12 protein-coding genes are annotated in these 15,128 nt (G+C 70.8%); 4 read left to right on the top strand and 8 right to left on the bottom strand.

Features of this window, described 5'->3' with window-relative positions:
* Positions 1-35: 35 nt before the first annotated feature.
* The 3 genes from AB0O44_RS13515 to AB0O44_RS13505 form a co-directional block, all read right to left on the bottom strand.
* On the bottom strand, positions 36-2,063 hold the full coding sequence (locus tag AB0O44_RS13515; protein ID WP_364138119.1) for a penicillin-binding transpeptidase domain-containing protein: 2,028 nt from the start codon (positions 2,061-2,063) through the stop codon (positions 36-38).
* A gap of 83 nt (positions 2,064-2,146) precedes the next feature.
* A complete protein-coding gene (locus AB0O44_RS13510; protein ID WP_364138116.1) occupies positions 2,147-2,809 on the bottom strand; it encodes a response regulator transcription factor in 663 nt (220 codons plus the stop codon).
* Positions 2,806-4,080 carry a sensor histidine kinase gene (locus tag AB0O44_RS13505; protein WP_364138113.1) on the bottom strand — a complete coding sequence of 425 codons (1,275 nt, stop codon included), beginning with the start codon at positions 4,078-4,080 and terminating at the stop codon, positions 2,806-2,808. Before AB0O44_RS13505 ends, AB0O44_RS13510 begins: the two co-directional genes overlap by 4 nt.
* A 186-nt stretch (positions 4,081-4,266) precedes the next feature.
* Between AB0O44_RS13505 and AB0O44_RS13500 the strand changes: the two genes are divergently transcribed.
* Positions 4,267-5,358: an FtsX-like permease family protein gene (locus AB0O44_RS13500; RefSeq protein WP_364138111.1), complete on the top strand. Its 1,092-nt coding sequence runs from the start codon at positions 4,267-4,269 to the stop codon at positions 5,356-5,358.
* Between the two features lie 58 nt (positions 5,359-5,416).
* Complete coding sequence (locus AB0O44_RS13495) at positions 5,417-6,112, top strand: ABC transporter ATP-binding protein (RefSeq protein WP_364138108.1); 696 nt, start codon at positions 5,417-5,419, stop codon at positions 6,110-6,112.
* On the opposite strand, the gene AB0O44_RS13490 is transcribed toward AB0O44_RS13495, so the two are convergent.
* The 5 genes from AB0O44_RS13490 to AB0O44_RS13470 all read right to left on the bottom strand — a co-directional run bounded on the left by AB0O44_RS13490 (position 6,109) and on the right by AB0O44_RS13470 (position 12,146).
* The gene (locus tag AB0O44_RS13490; RefSeq protein WP_364138105.1) at positions 6,109-7,569 is read right to left on the bottom strand and encodes an NAD(P)/FAD-dependent oxidoreductase; all 1,461 of its coding nucleotides are present in this window, start codon (positions 7,567-7,569) and stop codon (positions 6,109-6,111) included. The genes AB0O44_RS13495 and AB0O44_RS13490 overlap by 4 nt on opposite strands.
* On the bottom strand, positions 7,562-9,037 hold the full coding sequence (locus tag AB0O44_RS13485) for a glycosyltransferase 87 family protein (RefSeq protein ID WP_364138102.1): 1,476 nt from the start codon (positions 9,035-9,037) through the stop codon (positions 7,562-7,564). The genes AB0O44_RS13490 and AB0O44_RS13485 overlap by 8 nt, the downstream gene beginning before the upstream one ends.
* A gap of 189 nt (positions 9,038-9,226) precedes the next feature.
* Entirely contained in the window at positions 9,227-9,367 is a 141-nt protein-coding gene (locus AB0O44_RS13480) for a hypothetical protein (protein WP_290257125.1), read from the bottom strand.
* A gap of 728 nt (positions 9,368-10,095) precedes the next feature.
* Complete coding sequence (locus tag AB0O44_RS13475; protein WP_364138099.1) at positions 10,096-10,680, bottom strand: histidine phosphatase family protein; 585 nt, start codon at positions 10,678-10,680, stop codon at positions 10,096-10,098.
* Positions 10,680-12,146 carry a CCA tRNA nucleotidyltransferase gene (locus AB0O44_RS13470; protein ID WP_364138096.1) on the bottom strand — a complete coding sequence of 489 codons (1,467 nt, stop codon included), beginning with the start codon at positions 12,144-12,146 and terminating at the stop codon, positions 10,680-10,682. Before AB0O44_RS13470 ends, AB0O44_RS13475 begins: the two co-directional genes overlap by 1 nt.
* Positions 12,147-12,317: 171 nt before the next feature.
* Here AB0O44_RS13470 and AB0O44_RS13465 point away from each other — a divergent pair, with 171 nt between their 5' ends.
* Together AB0O44_RS13465 and murJ are read left to right on the top strand one after the other, a co-directional pair.
* Positions 12,318-12,869 carry an NUDIX hydrolase gene (locus AB0O44_RS13465; protein WP_290257121.1) on the top strand — a complete coding sequence of 184 codons (552 nt, stop codon included), beginning with the start codon at positions 12,318-12,320 and terminating at the stop codon, positions 12,867-12,869.
* 59 nt (positions 12,870-12,928) lie between these two features.
* The gene (gene murJ / locus AB0O44_RS13460) at positions 12,929-15,055 is read left to right on the top strand and encodes a murein biosynthesis integral membrane protein MurJ (RefSeq protein WP_364138093.1); all 2,127 of its coding nucleotides are present in this window, start codon (positions 12,929-12,931) and stop codon (positions 15,053-15,055) included.
* Positions 15,056-15,128 lie beyond the last annotated feature (73 nt).

Raw genomic sequence — 15,128 nt, 5'->3', positions numbered from 1 at the left:
CCGCGGTCACGGCCGCGGGGCTCCGGGGTGCCGGCCTAGCCGGCGCCGGTCAGGAACTCCTTGAGCAGCGGCCCGGAGGTGGTGGCGCCGAGGCCGCCGTCCTCCACGAAGACGGCGACGGCGAGGTCGCCGTGCGTAGCCACGATCCAGGCGTGGGTCTTCGGCGGGTTGTCCGAGCCAAACTCGGCCGTGCCCGTCTTGGCCCCCACCGGGGCGCCGGGAACGGAGGCGAGGAAGCCGGCGTGCCCGGAGGTGATAACGGCGCGCATCATGTCGGCCAGGGACGCCGCCTCGGCCGGGGTCAGCGGGGTACCGGAGGCCGTCGGGGCGGCGGTCGCCGAGGAGGTCGCACCCGGCGACCCGCTGGCGGAAGCACTTGAGGCTGCCGTCGCGGCGGGAGACGCGGAGCCGGTGGAACCGGCCGTCGTTCCCGCCGTGCCGGCGGGTGCATCGGGGTTGGTGACCAGGACCGGCGACACCGGGGCGCCCTTGGCCACGGAACCGGCCATCACCGCCGCCACCAGCGGGGACAGCAGGACCTTGCCCTGGCCGATCATCGAGGCGGCGTGTTCGGTGCCGCCGGCCTGGCCGGGAACCGACCCCAGAAACGCGGCCGCGCCGAGCTTCGGGGCGTCGACGCCCACGCCCAGGGACGCCGCGGTGCTTTCCAGCTGGGCCTGGCTGACCTTGTCCCGGGCGTTGATGAAGGCGGTGTTGCAGGAGTGCGCGAAGGCATCCCGCAGGGCCACCGAGCCCAGCGAGGAGGCAGGGTAGCCCTCCGCGTTCTTGAAGGTCCGGCCGTCCACCTCCAGGGTGGCGGGGCAGTCGACCTTGCTGTCCGGGGTCATGCCGCCGCGGATCAGCGCCAGGGAATCGACGATCTTGAAGATGGATCCGGGGGCGTACTGTCCCAGCATGGCGGTGTCGTAGCCGTTGCTGCCGGGTCCGGAGGCGGCGGCAAGCACGGCGCCGCTGGAGGGCCGGAGCGCCACGATCGCGGACGCCGGTCCCACCTTGGCCAGGGTGTCCTCGGCCAGTTGCTGCAGCTTCGGATCCAGGGTGGTCTTCAGCGGGGCGCCCGGCTTCATGGCGACCTGGAAGAGCATGCGGCGGCCGGCGTTGGGCTGGGCCTGGCGCTGTTCCGGGGTGAGGCCGGGGACCTGGGCAAAGACCTGAACGCCGTCCGTGCCGCGCAGCCGGGCGTCGTACTGCTGCTGCAGGCCGCCCGTGCCGGTGCTGTCCCCGCTTTTGAGGGCACCACCGGATTTCTCGATCTGTTCGGCGCTGGCCTCGGCCACGGAGCCGAGGACGGCGCGGGCAAAGGTCCGCGTGGGGGCGAGCGGGAGCGCATCGGCGATGGCCCGGGCACCGGGGATCGCGCCGATCTGCTCGTCCGTGATGGTCCGGCCGTCCTGGCGCAGGGTGATGGCGGCGACGAAGGCCTGCGGGCCGGCGGCCTGCACCTGCTGGGTGTATCCGGCCGGGTCCACGCCCACCAGGGCCGCGAGCTTCGCGGCTGATGCCGCCGGATCGGCCCCGCCGAGGGCGGGCTTGTCGATGCCGACGTTGACCACCGGGCGGGAGGTCACCAGCGGCACGTCCCCGGCGCCGAGGATATCGGCCCGCTGGGGCGACTGCGTGGAGGTGGCCAGCACCTCGGTGTCGGTCAGGCCGGGCGCCAGCAGGTCCGGCTTCCAGACGGTCTGCCAGGTGTCTCCGGCCTTCTTCAGCTGGGCGGACACGGTGTACTTCCATTCGGATCCGCCGATGGTCCAGCTGATGTCCAGCGGGAGGGTGGCGGTGTCCTTGTCCACGGTGAGGTCGCCGCCGTGGACCGTGGGCTTGGCCGGTTCGAGGGCCTTGAAGGCCTCGTGCAGCCGGTCATTGGCGGCGGAGGAGTCCTTGCCCTGGAACGGGACCGCGCCGACGTCGAGCGCGGAGAGGCCGGAGGCGAGCTTGTTGGCGGCGTCCTGGGCCCCCGAGCGGCCGTCGTCGCAGGCCACCAACGAGGCGGCGAGCACCAGTCCGGTCAGGCCAAACGTCAGTATGTGTTTTTTCCCCATTCGCGCCATTATGCCCTGAGCCCCGGATATCGCCGTGTCACGCGGCGTCCCCCGGGGTCCCGGCGTTCACCCGCCGGGCAGTCTCACCCGCCGGCGGGGCGGATGATCCGGCGTTGCGTCGCCGCGGCAATGGCCGCCGTCCGGTTGTCGACGCCGAGTTTGGCGTAGATGTGCGCCAGGTGGGTCTTCACGGTGGCCTCGGAGATGAACAGTTCCTTGGCGATGGCGCGGTTGGCCAGGCCGGTGGCCAGCAGTTCCAGCAGTTCCAGCTCCCGGGCGGAGAGGGCCGGTTCCGGGTTCCGGATCCGGCCGAGCAGCCGCGCAGCAACCTCGGGGGCGAGGGCGGTGCGGCCGGCGGCGGCGGCCAGGACGGCGTCGCGGAGCTGCTCGGGCGGGGCGTCCTTGAGCATGTAGCCGCTGGCGCCGGCTTCCACCGCGGCCAGGATGTCGGCGTCGGAGTCGAAGGTGGTGAGGATCAGGACCGGGGGCGGGGGAGTCCCGGCCGCGCCGGCGCGGATCCGGCCGGTCGCGGTGACGCCGTCCATGCCCGCGCCCATCTGCAGGTCCATGAGGACGACGTCGGCCGGTTCGCCGAGTGTGTGGAGACGGGAGAGTTCGGCGATCGCGGCGGCGCCGTCGGCGGCTTCCGCGGCGACGGTGATGCCCTCGCAGCCGGCCAGCATGGCCCGCAGACCGGCGCGGACCACGGGATGGTCATCGACCAGCAGGACGCGGATGTCGTTCACGCGGCCGCACCGCCCAGCGGCAGGCGGAGCGCCACCACGGTGCCCTCCCCGGGCGCGGACTCGACGACGAAGGATCCGCCGAGCGCGGCCAGCCGGTCCTGCAGGGAGCGCAGGCCGAAGCCGGAGCCGTCCGTGCGGCCCGCGGTGGCCCGCGGGTCGAAGCCCTGCCCGTCGTCGAAGATGTCCATAGTGACCTCCGTGTCGAGGAATCCGAGCGTGACCACGGCGGTGCCGGCGGCGGCGTGGCGGCGGACGTTGGCCAGGCTGGCCTGGGCGGCGCGCAGCAGGGTGGCCTGGTAGGGCCGGGGCAGCTCAACGGGAGTACCGGTGAGCTCAAGCCGGCAGGCCAGGGGCGTTCCCTGCGCGGCGGCCTCGGCCTCCGTACTCTCGCAGAGCCGGCGCAGGCTGGTCGGCAGCGAGTCGCGTTCCAGGACGGGCGGCTGCAGCCCGCGGACGAAGTTGCGGGCCTCGGCCAGGTTTCCGGCGGCCGTGGCCTGGACCGTGTGCAGCCGCGCGGCGGCGAGGTCTGTATCTCCCGCGGCCAGCGCCTGCTCCGCGGAGCGTCCCATCAGCACGATGCTGGAGAAGCCCTGGGCCAGGGTGTCATGGATTTCGCGGGCCAGCCGGGCGCGTTCGGCGAGGATGCCGGCGTCGTGTTCGCTGCGGGCCAGCTCGGCGCGGGTGCGCCGGAGTTCCTCCGCCACGCGGCGCTGCTCCTTCGCCTCGGTGTAGAGCGCCCGGTAGGCGAGGCCGGTGACGACGGCGAACGCGGCGCCGAAGCTGGGTCCCAGCACCATCGGCAGCTGCAGCGGCGTCCCGGCGGGGCCGCCGCCGTGGAACCAGAGCGCGGCGATGACCAGGGCGGTGCTAACGGCGATCGCGGCGAGGGCACCCGCCCGGGGCAGCACCTGAAGCTGGAGGAAGAACAGCGGGAAGGCGAGCCAGACGAAGTCGGTGCTGCCGGCGATCAGGGCCAGCCAGAGCAGGCACACAAGCGCGAGCCACCAGCGGGCGTGCGGACTCGGGTCGAAACGGCCGGGCAGCGCCGCGTGCCGCTTCTCCAGGACCGTCCCGGCCAGGTAGACCCCGGCGAGGGCGACGGCCAGGACCAGCTGCAGCCAGGCCGCGCCGGTGCCCAGGCCGCCGGCCAGCAGCCGCGCAACCGCCACCAGCAGGAGCACCGCGAAGCCGACGTGCAGGCTCACGCGCAGCACGCGCAGGATCACCGCCGTGCCCGCCGCCTGCCGGGTGTCCCCCGCTTCCCTTTCCATGTCCTCAGCCTAGCTTTGGCATCCTGCCCGGGAGCCCGCCAATGGCCCGCGGGACACCGTAATCATCCTTTTGGATGATCCGGCACCCCTCCGATCGTCCCGCCGGGATCATCCGGGCACCCGATGGAATGGGCACCGGCCCCGGCCAGAGTGGAAGAAAGGCTTTTCAACCCGCAAAGGACACCCATGTTTCTCGCTCTCCGCGACATCCGCTTCGCCAAGGGCCGTTTCGCCCTGATGGGCGGCGTCGTCGCCCTGATCACCCTGCTGCTGGTGATGCTCTCCGGCCTCACCGCCGGCCTCGGCAACCAGTCAACCTCCGCCATCGCCGCCCTCCCGGCGGACCACATCGTGTTCGGCGCCCCCGCCGGGACCACACCCACCGCCTCCTACACGGAGTCCTCCGTCACCGCGGCCCAGCTGGCCCGCTGGAAGAACCACGACGGCGTCACCAGCGCGGAGCCGCTGGGCATCAGCCAGACCCGCTTGCAGGCCGTGGCCCCGGGCGGGGAACCCGCCGGCTCGGCGAATGTTGCCGTCTTCGGCGTGACCGGGGACGGCGCGCTGGCCCCCGCGCAGGTGGCCGAGGGCACCGTGGTGATCGGGGCCGGCCTGGCCAAGGACCTGGACCTCGCACCGGGGCGCCGGGTCAGCGTGGGCGGCAGCTCCCTGGCCGTCGCCGCGGTGGTTCCGGACCAGTGGTACTCGCACACCGCCGTGGTCTGGACCTCCCTGGCGGACTGGCGCACCCTCTCACACCTCACCGACCCGGCCGCCGTGGCCACGGTCCTGGCCGTCGGCACCTCGGCCGGGACGGACCTCGGCGCCGCCGACGCCGCCGCGGGAACCGTCAGCGCCACCCGCAGCGGCTCCTTCCAGGCCCTCGGCTCCTACCGCAGCGAAAACGGTTCCCTGCTGCTGATGCAGTCCTTCCTCTACGGCATCAGTGCCCTGGTGGTGGCCGCCTTCCTGACCGTGTGGACCGTCCAGCGGACCCGTGACATCGCCGTCCTCAAGGCGCTCGGCGGTTCCACCCGATACATCCTCCGGGACGCCATGGTCCAGGCCGCCGCCGTGCTGGCCGCGGGGGCCCTGGCCGGAGGCGCGGCGGGCGCTTTCGGCGGACTGCTCGCCGGGAAGGCCGCGCCGTTCCTCACGGGCCCGGCCACCACGCTGCTGCCCGTCGCCGGCGTCGTGCTCCTGGGGCTCGCTGCCTCCGTCCTCGCGGTCCGCGGCGTCACCCGGGTGGACCCGCTGCTGGCCCTCGGCGGCAACTAACGCGGCGTGCCACCGGCACCCGCACCCTCACCCTAAACATTCCTCGAAAGGCATATTCATGAAGTCCGTCCTCAGCCTCCGCGACGTCACCCTCGACTACCCCGACGGCGGCAGCACGCTGCGCGCCCTGGACCGGGTCAGCCTGGACCTGGCCGCCGGCACGTTCCTGGCCTTGCTGGGTCCGTCCGGATCCGGGAAGTCATCGCTGCTGGCGGTGGCCGCCACCCTGATCCGCCCGAGCTCCGGCACCGTCCTGGTGGCCGGCCAGGACGCGGGGTCCCTGTCCGACGCGGCCCGCTCGGCGCTGCGGCGGGACCGGGTCGGGATCATCTTCCAGCAGCCCAACCTCCTGCCCTCCCTGACCGCCGTGGAACAGCTCCTCCTGGCAGCGCACCTGCGCGGAGAACAGCCGCGGCAGGCCCGGGAGCGCGCCGGGACGCTGCTGGACCGCGTGGGCCTGGCCGCCGCGGGAGACCGCCGGCCGCACCAGCTCTCCGGCGGCCAGCGGCAGCGCGTCAACATCGCCCGGGCCCTGATGGCCGACCCGGCCCTGCTGCTGGTGGATGAGCCGACGGCGGCGCTGGACCAGCAGCGCAGCGGGGACATCGTCCGGTTGCTGCGGGAGGTCACCGACGAATTCGGCGTCGCAACGCTAATGGTCACCCACGACGCGGACCTGGTGCCGCACACCGACGCCGTCGCCACGATGGCCGACGGTCGGCTCTCGCTCGGCGCCCTGCAGGGCGCGCACTAGCCGGCGGCCGCGTCCCCCACCGGGCCCAGTGCGGGAACCGGGAGACCGAAGACGTCCCGGAGCGCGTGCCGGGCGGCGTGGAAGCCGGGCATGCCGGTCACGCCGGGCCCGGGCGGGGTGGCCGAAGAGCAGAGATAGAGCCCGCGGACGGGGGTCCGCCACGGGACGGGCCGGAACACCGGACGGGCCAGCAGACCGCGCAGGTCCATGGCCCCGGCGCTGAAGTCCCCGCCGACATAGTTTTCGTTGTAGGCGCCGAGGTCCGCCGCCGTGGTCACCCGCTGGTCCACGATCAGGTCCCGGAAGCCGGGGGCGAATCGCTCCAGCTGGGCCGTGACCTCGGCGCCCATGTCCACGGTGGACCCGGCCGGGACGTGGCAGTAGGTCCAGAGGATGTGCCGGCCGGCGGGGGCGCGGCCGGTGTCGAAGGTGGAGGGCTGGGAGACCAGGACGTAGGGCCGCTCCGGGTGCTGCCCGGAAGCCACCAGGTGCTCGGCCTCGGCGGTCTCGGCCCGGGTTCCGCCGACGTGAACCGTGCCGGCCCCGGCGAGCTCCGGGGCGGCCCAGGGGACGGGGCCGGAGAGGATGTAGTCCACCTTGCAGGCGCCGTTGCCGAACCGGTAGTCCTCCAGGGCGCGGCGGTAACGGGCCGGGAGCCGGTTGCCGGCGATCCGCAGCAGCCCGGGCGGGGCCACGTCGAACAGGGTGGCCCGTGCCGGCGGCAGGTCCGTCAGGGCATCGATCCGGGTGCCGGTGTGGATCCGGCCGCCGTGCGCTTCAATGTCCGCGATCATCGCCTGTGCGATGGAGGAGGAACCGCCCACCGGGATGGGCCAGCCCCCGGCATGTCCCAGGGCACCGAGGACCAGGCCGGCGCCGGCGGCCGGGAGGGTGGGCAGCGGGGCGACGGCGTGGGCGGCCACCCCGGTCAGGAGCGCGGGGGCGAGATCCTCACGGAAGCGGGCATCCCACAGCCGGGTGCCCTGTTCAAGGGTGCGCAGGCCGAAGACCGCGGCGGCGACGGGATCGCTGGGGATCCGCAGCAGCTGGTTGAGGGCAACGTCCATGACTCCCTCGAGGCGTTGCAGCAGCGGGGTCATCAGCCGCCGGTACGCAGCGCCGTCGCGGCCCAGGGCGGCTGCCGTGCGCCCCAGGGAGCGGTAGCCGAGCGCGGCCCGGCCACCGTCGAGGGGCGCCCCGTGGGAGAGCTCGGGGGTCACGACGTCGATCCGCCGGGAGAGCCCGAACTCGCGGAAGAACGGCGAGGCCAGCGCCATGGGATGGACGGCCGAGCACACGTCGTGCAGGTGGCCCGGTTCCATCAGTTCCATGGTCCGGAGGCCGCCGCCGGGGGTGGGTGCGGCCTCGTACACGTCCACGGCGAGGCCGGCGCGGGCCATCGTCACGGCCGCGGCGAGGCCGTTGGGGCCCGCTCCCACCACCGCGACGTCAGGCATCGGAGCCCACCTTCGCCGTCCGCCACGGCAGGACCGAGGACGCCGGGTGCCGGAGGTCGATCCGCAGCCGGTCAGCGGCGCCGTCGAAGGGACCTCCATGGGGATCGTCCACGCGCTGCCGGCGGATGATGTCCCGGTCCGGCTCGACGACGTCCCAGGCCACCCGCGCCATCAGATATGCCGTGGCCAGCATGTGCGCGACGACGGCCAGGACGTAGTAGGGCATGTCGATGTTGTGCTGGGAGGGGCCGCCGCTGGTGACCTGACCCAGGAACATCCACACGGCCGCCCAGTGCAGTGCCTCGATGGCCTGCCAGATGAGGAAGTCGCGCCACCGCGGCCGGGCCAGGGCCAGCAGCGGGATGAGCCAGATGACGAACTGGGGCGAGTAGACCTTGTTGGTCAGGATGAAGGCGGCCACGATCAAGAAAACCAGTTGCGCCAGGCGGGGACGGCGCGGGGCGGCCAGGGCCAGCAGCGCGATCAGCACGCAGGCGGCCAGGAACAGGTCCATGGCCAGGGAATTGATGACGGCCGCCTCCAGCGGCTTCCAGCCGAGCCGGCCGGCCACCAGGTTGTACGCGAACCAGGGTGAGCTGTAGCCGGCGGGCCGGGACTCGGTGAACTGGTAGAAGTACTTCCATCCGGCCGGGTCTGCCAGCAGGGCGGGAAGGTTCACGGCAAGCCACGCCGCCGCGGCCGCCCCGGCGGTGGCGAGGAACGCCCGGATCCGTCCGGTGCGCAGCGCGAGCACCAGGATGGCGCCGAGGATCAGCAGCGGGTAGAGCTTGGTGGCGGTGCCCAGCCCGATGCAGATGCCGGCCAGGACCAGGTGGTTCCGGGAGAAGAAGTACATGGCCAGGGCCAGGAAACCCACGGCCCACATGTCCCAGTTGATGAATCCGGCCAGGATGATGCCGGGGGCCAGCGCCACCATGGCGGCGTCCCAGGGCCGCCGGCCGGCCGTGCGGGCGGTGACGAGGACGACGACGATCCAGACGGCCACCACCAGGGTGGCATTGACGTCGAAGTACGCGAGGACCCGGCCGGCGCCGGTTCCCGAGCCGGGTACCAGAAGGGCGGTGGCTCCGGCGATGAAGCCCATCAGGACCGGGTATTCGAAGTAGCTTCCGGCGGTGACGAACGGGAAGGCGCCATTGCCCAGTCCGCGGTTTCGAAAGAGTTCGGGGAAGTCGGAGTAGCAGGTGGCGTAAAACTGGCCGGGGGATTCCCAGCCGTTGCTCCGGCAGTAGCCCTTGACCAGGAGTGCCAGCAGCGCGGCCAGGACCGTCAGGATTCCAAGCACCCTCGGGACGGTGAAGAGGCCGGGAGAGACGACACCGGGCGCGGCGCGGCGCCCCATGGGTCCGCCGATCAGTTCGGTGAAGTTCCGTAGCAGCCGGTCACTGCGGGTGGGAACCACCAGTCGGCTCCTCCGGTGCTGGTCCGGCGGCATTGTCTCCTGCATGCCATGAGCTTACCGGGGGTTCGCGGCGGCCGGACGTGGCCCTGGGGACGACGGGCGGCCGGTTAAACGGGGGAGCCCACGCGTTGCCGCGTGGGCTCCTGGCGGGTAGCTCGGAATGGTCAATCTCATGGGTCCTCCTCTGATGGCTGCTGCGGTGTGCGTGACCTGGGCGGTCGGGGCAGCAGCGAATCAGCGGATCAGGCCCATCTGGTGCAGGGTCAGGTAGACGTCTTCACGCCGCTGTTCCAGCAGCTGGGCGTTGAACTGCGTCCGTTCCTTGCGGCCGGGCCGCGGACGGAAGACCGGCACGCGGGGGAGCTGTCGTTTCATTGGTTTCACCTCCCTCCGGAGGGTCGGGATGGAAGTCTGGGCGGGATCCGGCCGAAGCGGCAGGGCTCCGGGGTGCGGTGTGGGGCGGGTCAGGGACGGAACGACAGACACGTGTACTCCTGGGGTGAAGAGGGAAGGAATTTACGGGATATTTGGGCATGACAAATAGACCCCGGATAAATTGCAGATAATGTCACTAAAAGGGCAGCAAAAGAAGAGCCGTTTTAGTGCGTGAATTCGCCAAGCGAAGAATGCCGGGACTGAGCGTGAAAGATGCACCGCCGGGAAACAGAGTTCCGAATTGTGGTGCCGCGCGTTGTGATGGCCTGGCAGGGCGAAGGTGATGAAGAAGGAGGCTTTACCGGCAACTGTCCCGCCGAAGCCCGCGCCGTCCCTGATGCGGGAGGAGTCGGGCTAGCGGCGGTTCTGCAATCCCGGCACGTGGCCGGCGATCAGCGGAATCAGCAGGTGTGCATTCCAAAATTCGGGCGCCAGGCAACAACGGAGGCCGGGTTGGCGGTGAGGGTGAACATCCATCCGCGAGTCAAAGTAATCATTTTCCCAACCTCCTTTTCTGTTGTGCCATCGCTCCGGCTGACAGGCCGGGCGGTGAGCGCCGATACCCCGGCGGGACGCCTCTGGGGTTGGAAATAAAACTACATGATGAATGCAGGGGTTGACCACTTAATCCATAAAGTTTTATGGGAAAAAATTTTAAGGGAGCCGTTTTAGAGGCCCCAGCGCACCACTGCAGGGGTCTTTTTATCCCAGCCCAGGGTGCAGACCTTGGCTGTACCAAGGACGAAATGCCGTCCCTCGTGGGCGTCCAGTCCCAGCCACCGGGCGGTGAGGATGCGGGAGAAATGCCCGTGCGCCACGACCAGGACATTGTCGAGGCCGGACTCCAGCACCCTGGCCACGATCTTGTCCGCCCGAGCCGCGACGTCGTCGAGCGCTTCACCGTTTGGCACGCCGTGGGTCCAGATCAGGTAGTCCGGGTTGTCCTTCCGGATCAGGTCCGAGCTGATGCCCTCGTAGTCGCCGTAGTCCCACTCCACCGCCAGCGTTTCCAGCCGTGCGTCGGGGAAGCCGGCCAGTTCGGCCGTGCGGCGGGCGCGGCGCAGCGGCGAGGTGAGCACCAGGTCGAAGTCGACCCCGTCAAGGACCTTGCGGGCCTCCACGGCCTGCTGCTCGCCCTCCACCGTGAGGGGAAGGTCCGTCAGGCCCGTGTACTGGCCGCTCTTGGACCATTCGGTCTCGCCGTGGCGGAGGATCCAGAGCTGGGGGCGGGGGCCGTTGGCGGGTGCGGGCATTAGGACTCCTCAGAGGGTGCGACGGCGGCGGATTCCGGCTGCGCCGCCCACCATTCCAGCAGTTTGGCTTCGGCGGCGGCGGGCTCGAGCGGCCCGTTCTCCATCCGTACTTCCAGCAGGTACTTGTAGGCGCGGCCGACGACGGGTCCCGGCTTGAGGCCCAGCAGGGCCATGATGGCGCCGCCGTCGAGGTCCGGGCGGACCGCCTCCAGCGATTCCCGCTCGCGCAGCTCGGCGATCCGCGTCTCAAGGTCGTCGTAGGCGAAGGCGAGGCGTTCGGCCTTGCGCTGGTTGCGGGTGGTTACGTCGGACCGGGTCAGCCGGTGCAGCCGCTCCAGGAGGGGGCCGGCGTCGGTAACGTAGCGGCGGACGGCGGAGTCGCTCCAGCCGGCGTCGCCGTATCCGTAGAACCGCATGTGCAGTTCCACCAGGCGCGCAACGGCCTTGATGGTGTCGTTGTCGAAGCGGAGCGCCTTCATCCGCTTCGCGGTCAGCTTCGACCCCACCATGTCGTGGTGCCGGAAACTCACCGCGCCGCCCGCCTCGAAGCGCCGCGTGGCCGGCTTGCCGACGTCGTGCATCAGGGCCGCGAACCGCAGCACGAAGTCAGGGCCCGGGACGGGGCCTTCGGCGCCGGTCTCCAGGCCCGCGGTCTGCTCCAGGACCTGCAGCGAGTGCTGGTAGACGTCCTTGTGGCGGTGGTGTTCATCCGATTCGAGCCGAAGCGCGGACACCTCGGGCAGCACGTATTCGGCCAGGCCGGTGTCCACGAGGAGGTCGACGCCGGTCCTTGGCTGGGCGGCGCAGATGAGCTTGACCAGCTCGTCGCGGACACGCTCGTTGGAAATGATCTTGATCCGCTCCGCCATGGCGGTCATGGCGCGGCGGACGTCGGGGTGGACGGTCACACCCAGCTGCGCGGCGAAGCGGGCGGCCCGCATCATCCGCAGCGGGTCGTCCGAGAAGGAATCCTCGGGCGACCCGGGCGTGGACAGCGTGGAGGCGTGCAGGTCCCGGACCCCGCCGAACGGGTCCACCAGTTCCATCGAGGGCAGCCGGAGGGCCATGGCGTTGATGGTGAAGTCGCGGCGCAGCAGGTCATCGGTCAGGGAGGATCCGAACGCCACCACAGGTTTCCGTGACTCGGGGTCGTAGGCCTCGGCGCGGTAGGTGGTGATCTCGATCTGGAAACCGGCCTTGCGCATCCCGATGGTCCCGAAGGCGCGTCCGATCTCCCAGAAGTTGTCGGCCCATTTCTTGATCAGCGCGACGGTCTGGTCCGGGGTGGCGTCGGTGGTGAAGTCCAGGTCCGGCGATTCACGGCCCAGGAAGAGGTCCCGGACCGGGCCGCCGACCAGGGAGAGTTCGTGGCCGGCGTCGGCAAAACGCCGCCCCAGCTCAAGGACCACCGGGTCAACCTGGAAATCGACGGGGTGGGACTCGGTCTGGTGATGTGGGTGCGACATAGTCTCTTAAGCTTGTCAGAAATCCCCGCCAGCACCACACCGGGACGGACCGGGGACACCGGCCCGTCCGCGGCGGCCCGCGGGGGCGGGCCGAATCCGATTTTCCCGCCGTCCACTTTCCCGTCACGTTTAGGTCATCAAGTCCGGGCAAGAGTAGTTAGAGTGGACTTTATGGCCCACCCCGTACCGAGCGCTCCCGGCAGGAGGACGAACGCACCGTTGCCCTCGGCAATCGGTGGCAACGTCGCGCCGGCGCAGCAGCACGCGGGCCAGGCCTCCCTGCCTACCGTGGAGGAAGTTTCCGCGGGCGGCGTCGTGGTGGATACATCCGACGCCGAACTGCGCGTGGCGATCATCGCCCGGCTCAACCGCGGCGGCCGCCTCGAGTGGTGCCTGCCGAAGGGCCACCCGGAAGGCAAGGAAAGCAACGAGGAAGCGGCCGTCCGCGAGATCGCCGAAGAGACCGGCATCGAGGGCAAGATCCTCGCCCCGCTGGGAAGCATCGACTACTGGTTCACCGTCAGCGGGCACCGGGTCCACAAGACGGTCCACCACTATCTGTTGCAGGCCACCGGCGGCGAACTGACCATTGAGAACGATCCCGACCAGGAAGCCGTGGACGTGGCGTGGGTGCCGCTGACGGAACTGGCGCGGAAATTGTCCTTCCCCAATGAGCGCCGCATCGCCGACCTCGCCCGCGAAGTCCTTCCCGACCACCGCTAGGACCACGTCCGTACGGGCCGCGGTTGCGCCTATTCGGCCGCCCGGGTGAGACGATGAGAATGATGTCTGCCGCCCAGCCCCAGCCCGAGAAGTCCGCACCCTCCGAAGCCGCCGCCCCCCAGGCCGCCCGCGCCGGAGAGGCCCGGTCCAGCGCCGTCATGGCCGCCGGGACCCTGGTCTCGCGGTTCCTCGGATTCGCCAAGACCTGGATGCTGGCGCTGGCCCTGGGCCTCGGCTCGACGGTCACCGACACGTTCATCAATGCCAACAACCTTCCCAACTTGATCTTCCTGTTGGTGGCCGGCGGCGTCTTCAACGCCGTCCTGGTCCCGCAGATCATCAAGGCCAGCAAGGGCCCGGACCGCGGCGCCGACTACATCAGCCGCCTGCTCACCCTGGCCGTCGTCGTGCTGTTGTCCCTGACGCTGGTGGTGACGCTGCTGGCGCCCACCGTGATTGACCTGACCACCCAGGGGTATTCACCGCAGCAGAAGTCCCTGGCCGTGGCGTTCGCGTTCTGGTGCCTGCCGCAGATCTTCTTCTACGGCCTCTATGCCCTGCTGACCCAGGTCCTGAACGCCAACGGCGCGTTCGGGCCCGCCATGTGGGCACCGATCCTGAACAACGTCGTCGCCATCGCCGGCCTCGGTATGTTCATCTGGATCCTCGGCACCAACGAGGCCAACCCGCACACGCTGGACAACTGGGGATCCTTCCAGACGTTGCTGGTGGCCGGGTTCTCCACCATCGGCGTCGTGGCGCAGACGGCCATCCTGATGATCCCCGTGCTGCGGCTCCGGCTGGGGCTGCGTCCCCGTTTCGGCTGGCGCGGGGTGGGGCTGGGACAGGCCGCCAAGCTCAGCGTGTGGACGCTGGCGACGGCGGCTGTGGGGCAGCTGGCCTTCCTCTACATCATGCGCATCGCGACCATCCCCGGCGCCGAACGCCTCCGGCTCCAGGCCGAAGGACAGACCGAGGCGGCCGCCACGCTTCCCGGCAACGCCGTGCTGGAGGTGGCCAGCCAGCTGTACCTGCTGCCGCACTCGATCATCGCCCTCTCGCTCGCCACGGTGCTCTTCAACCGGATGACCCGCGCCTCCCAGGACGGGGACCGGGCCGGACTCCGCCGCGCGCTCAGCCACGGCCTGCGCACCATGGCGGTGGCGACAGTCTTCGGTGCACTGGCCCTCTTCGCACTGGCCGGCCCGCTGGGCATGTTCTTCTCCGGCGGTGACCGGCAGGACGGGGTCATGCTGGCCCAGACCCTGACCATCCTGGCCCTCAGCACCCCGTTCATGAGCGCCAACTTCATGATGTCGCGGGTGTTCTACGCCAACGAGGACGCCCGCACCCCCTTCTACATCCAGCTGGTCCTGGCCCTGGTGAACGTGGTGGCGGCCTTCTTCATCCAGTTCCTGCCCTTCGACCGGATCATCTTCGCCATTGCACTCCTCTACACCGGCGGCAACATCCTCTCCGTGATCGTCAGCGCCGGCTTCCTTCGGCGGCTCCTGGGCCACCTGGACGGCCCGCGCGTCGCCAGTTCCTACATCAAGATGGGCTACGCGGCCCTCGGTTCGGCTATCGCCGGGACCGGCGCCCTCTGGCTGCTGGGCAGCTACAACCCGGACGGCTTCGCCTGGAGCGGCCGGATCGCCGCACTGGCGACCGTCGCCGTCGTCGGCCCCATCATGCTGGCCGTCTACTTCGTGCTGCTGCGGGTGCTGCGGGTGAGCGAGCTCCAGGACCTCCTGCAGCCGCTGCTGGGCAGGCTGCGCCGCCGCCCGGCCGCCGCGGGTGCGGCAGGCGCCGCAGGGACAGGGGCGGACGCCACGGGCGAGGCTGGTTCCGGCTCGGGCGAGGAAGTAGCCGGGGAGGTTCCGGCGGCACGGACCGCACCGGTCCGGACGGTCCCCCAGCGGGCCACCACCTCCCTGGACACCGGTCTCATCCCGCGGATCTCGGGAGAGTTCGATTCGGCGTCCTTCCGCGTGGGTCCGGACGTCCGCGAGGAGGACACCAGTGGCTGGGGCCCCGACGGCGGCTACCTCCCCGAGGAGGAACGGCCCGCCACGTCTCGGGGCGGGGCGGGCCAGACGGAGATTCCACTGCCGGGCCGCCGCACCTACCAGGGCGACCCCGGACGCAACCCGTACTTCCCGGACGGGCAGGGCAACAAAAAGTAAGCCGCACCCCGAACGGAGGCCGTGGTCACCGGGCGCAACACCAGCATCAGTTAGGATCGAAGACTAACAAGGG

Source organism: Arthrobacter sp. NPDC080082, assembly GCF_040686595.1.
In the GTDB taxonomy this organism is placed as follows: Bacteria; Actinomycetota; Actinomycetes; order Actinomycetales; family Micrococcaceae; genus Arthrobacter.
The sequence above is the reverse complement of the archived record's forward strand: the minus strand, read 5'-3'. Positions and strand labels throughout refer to the sequence as shown.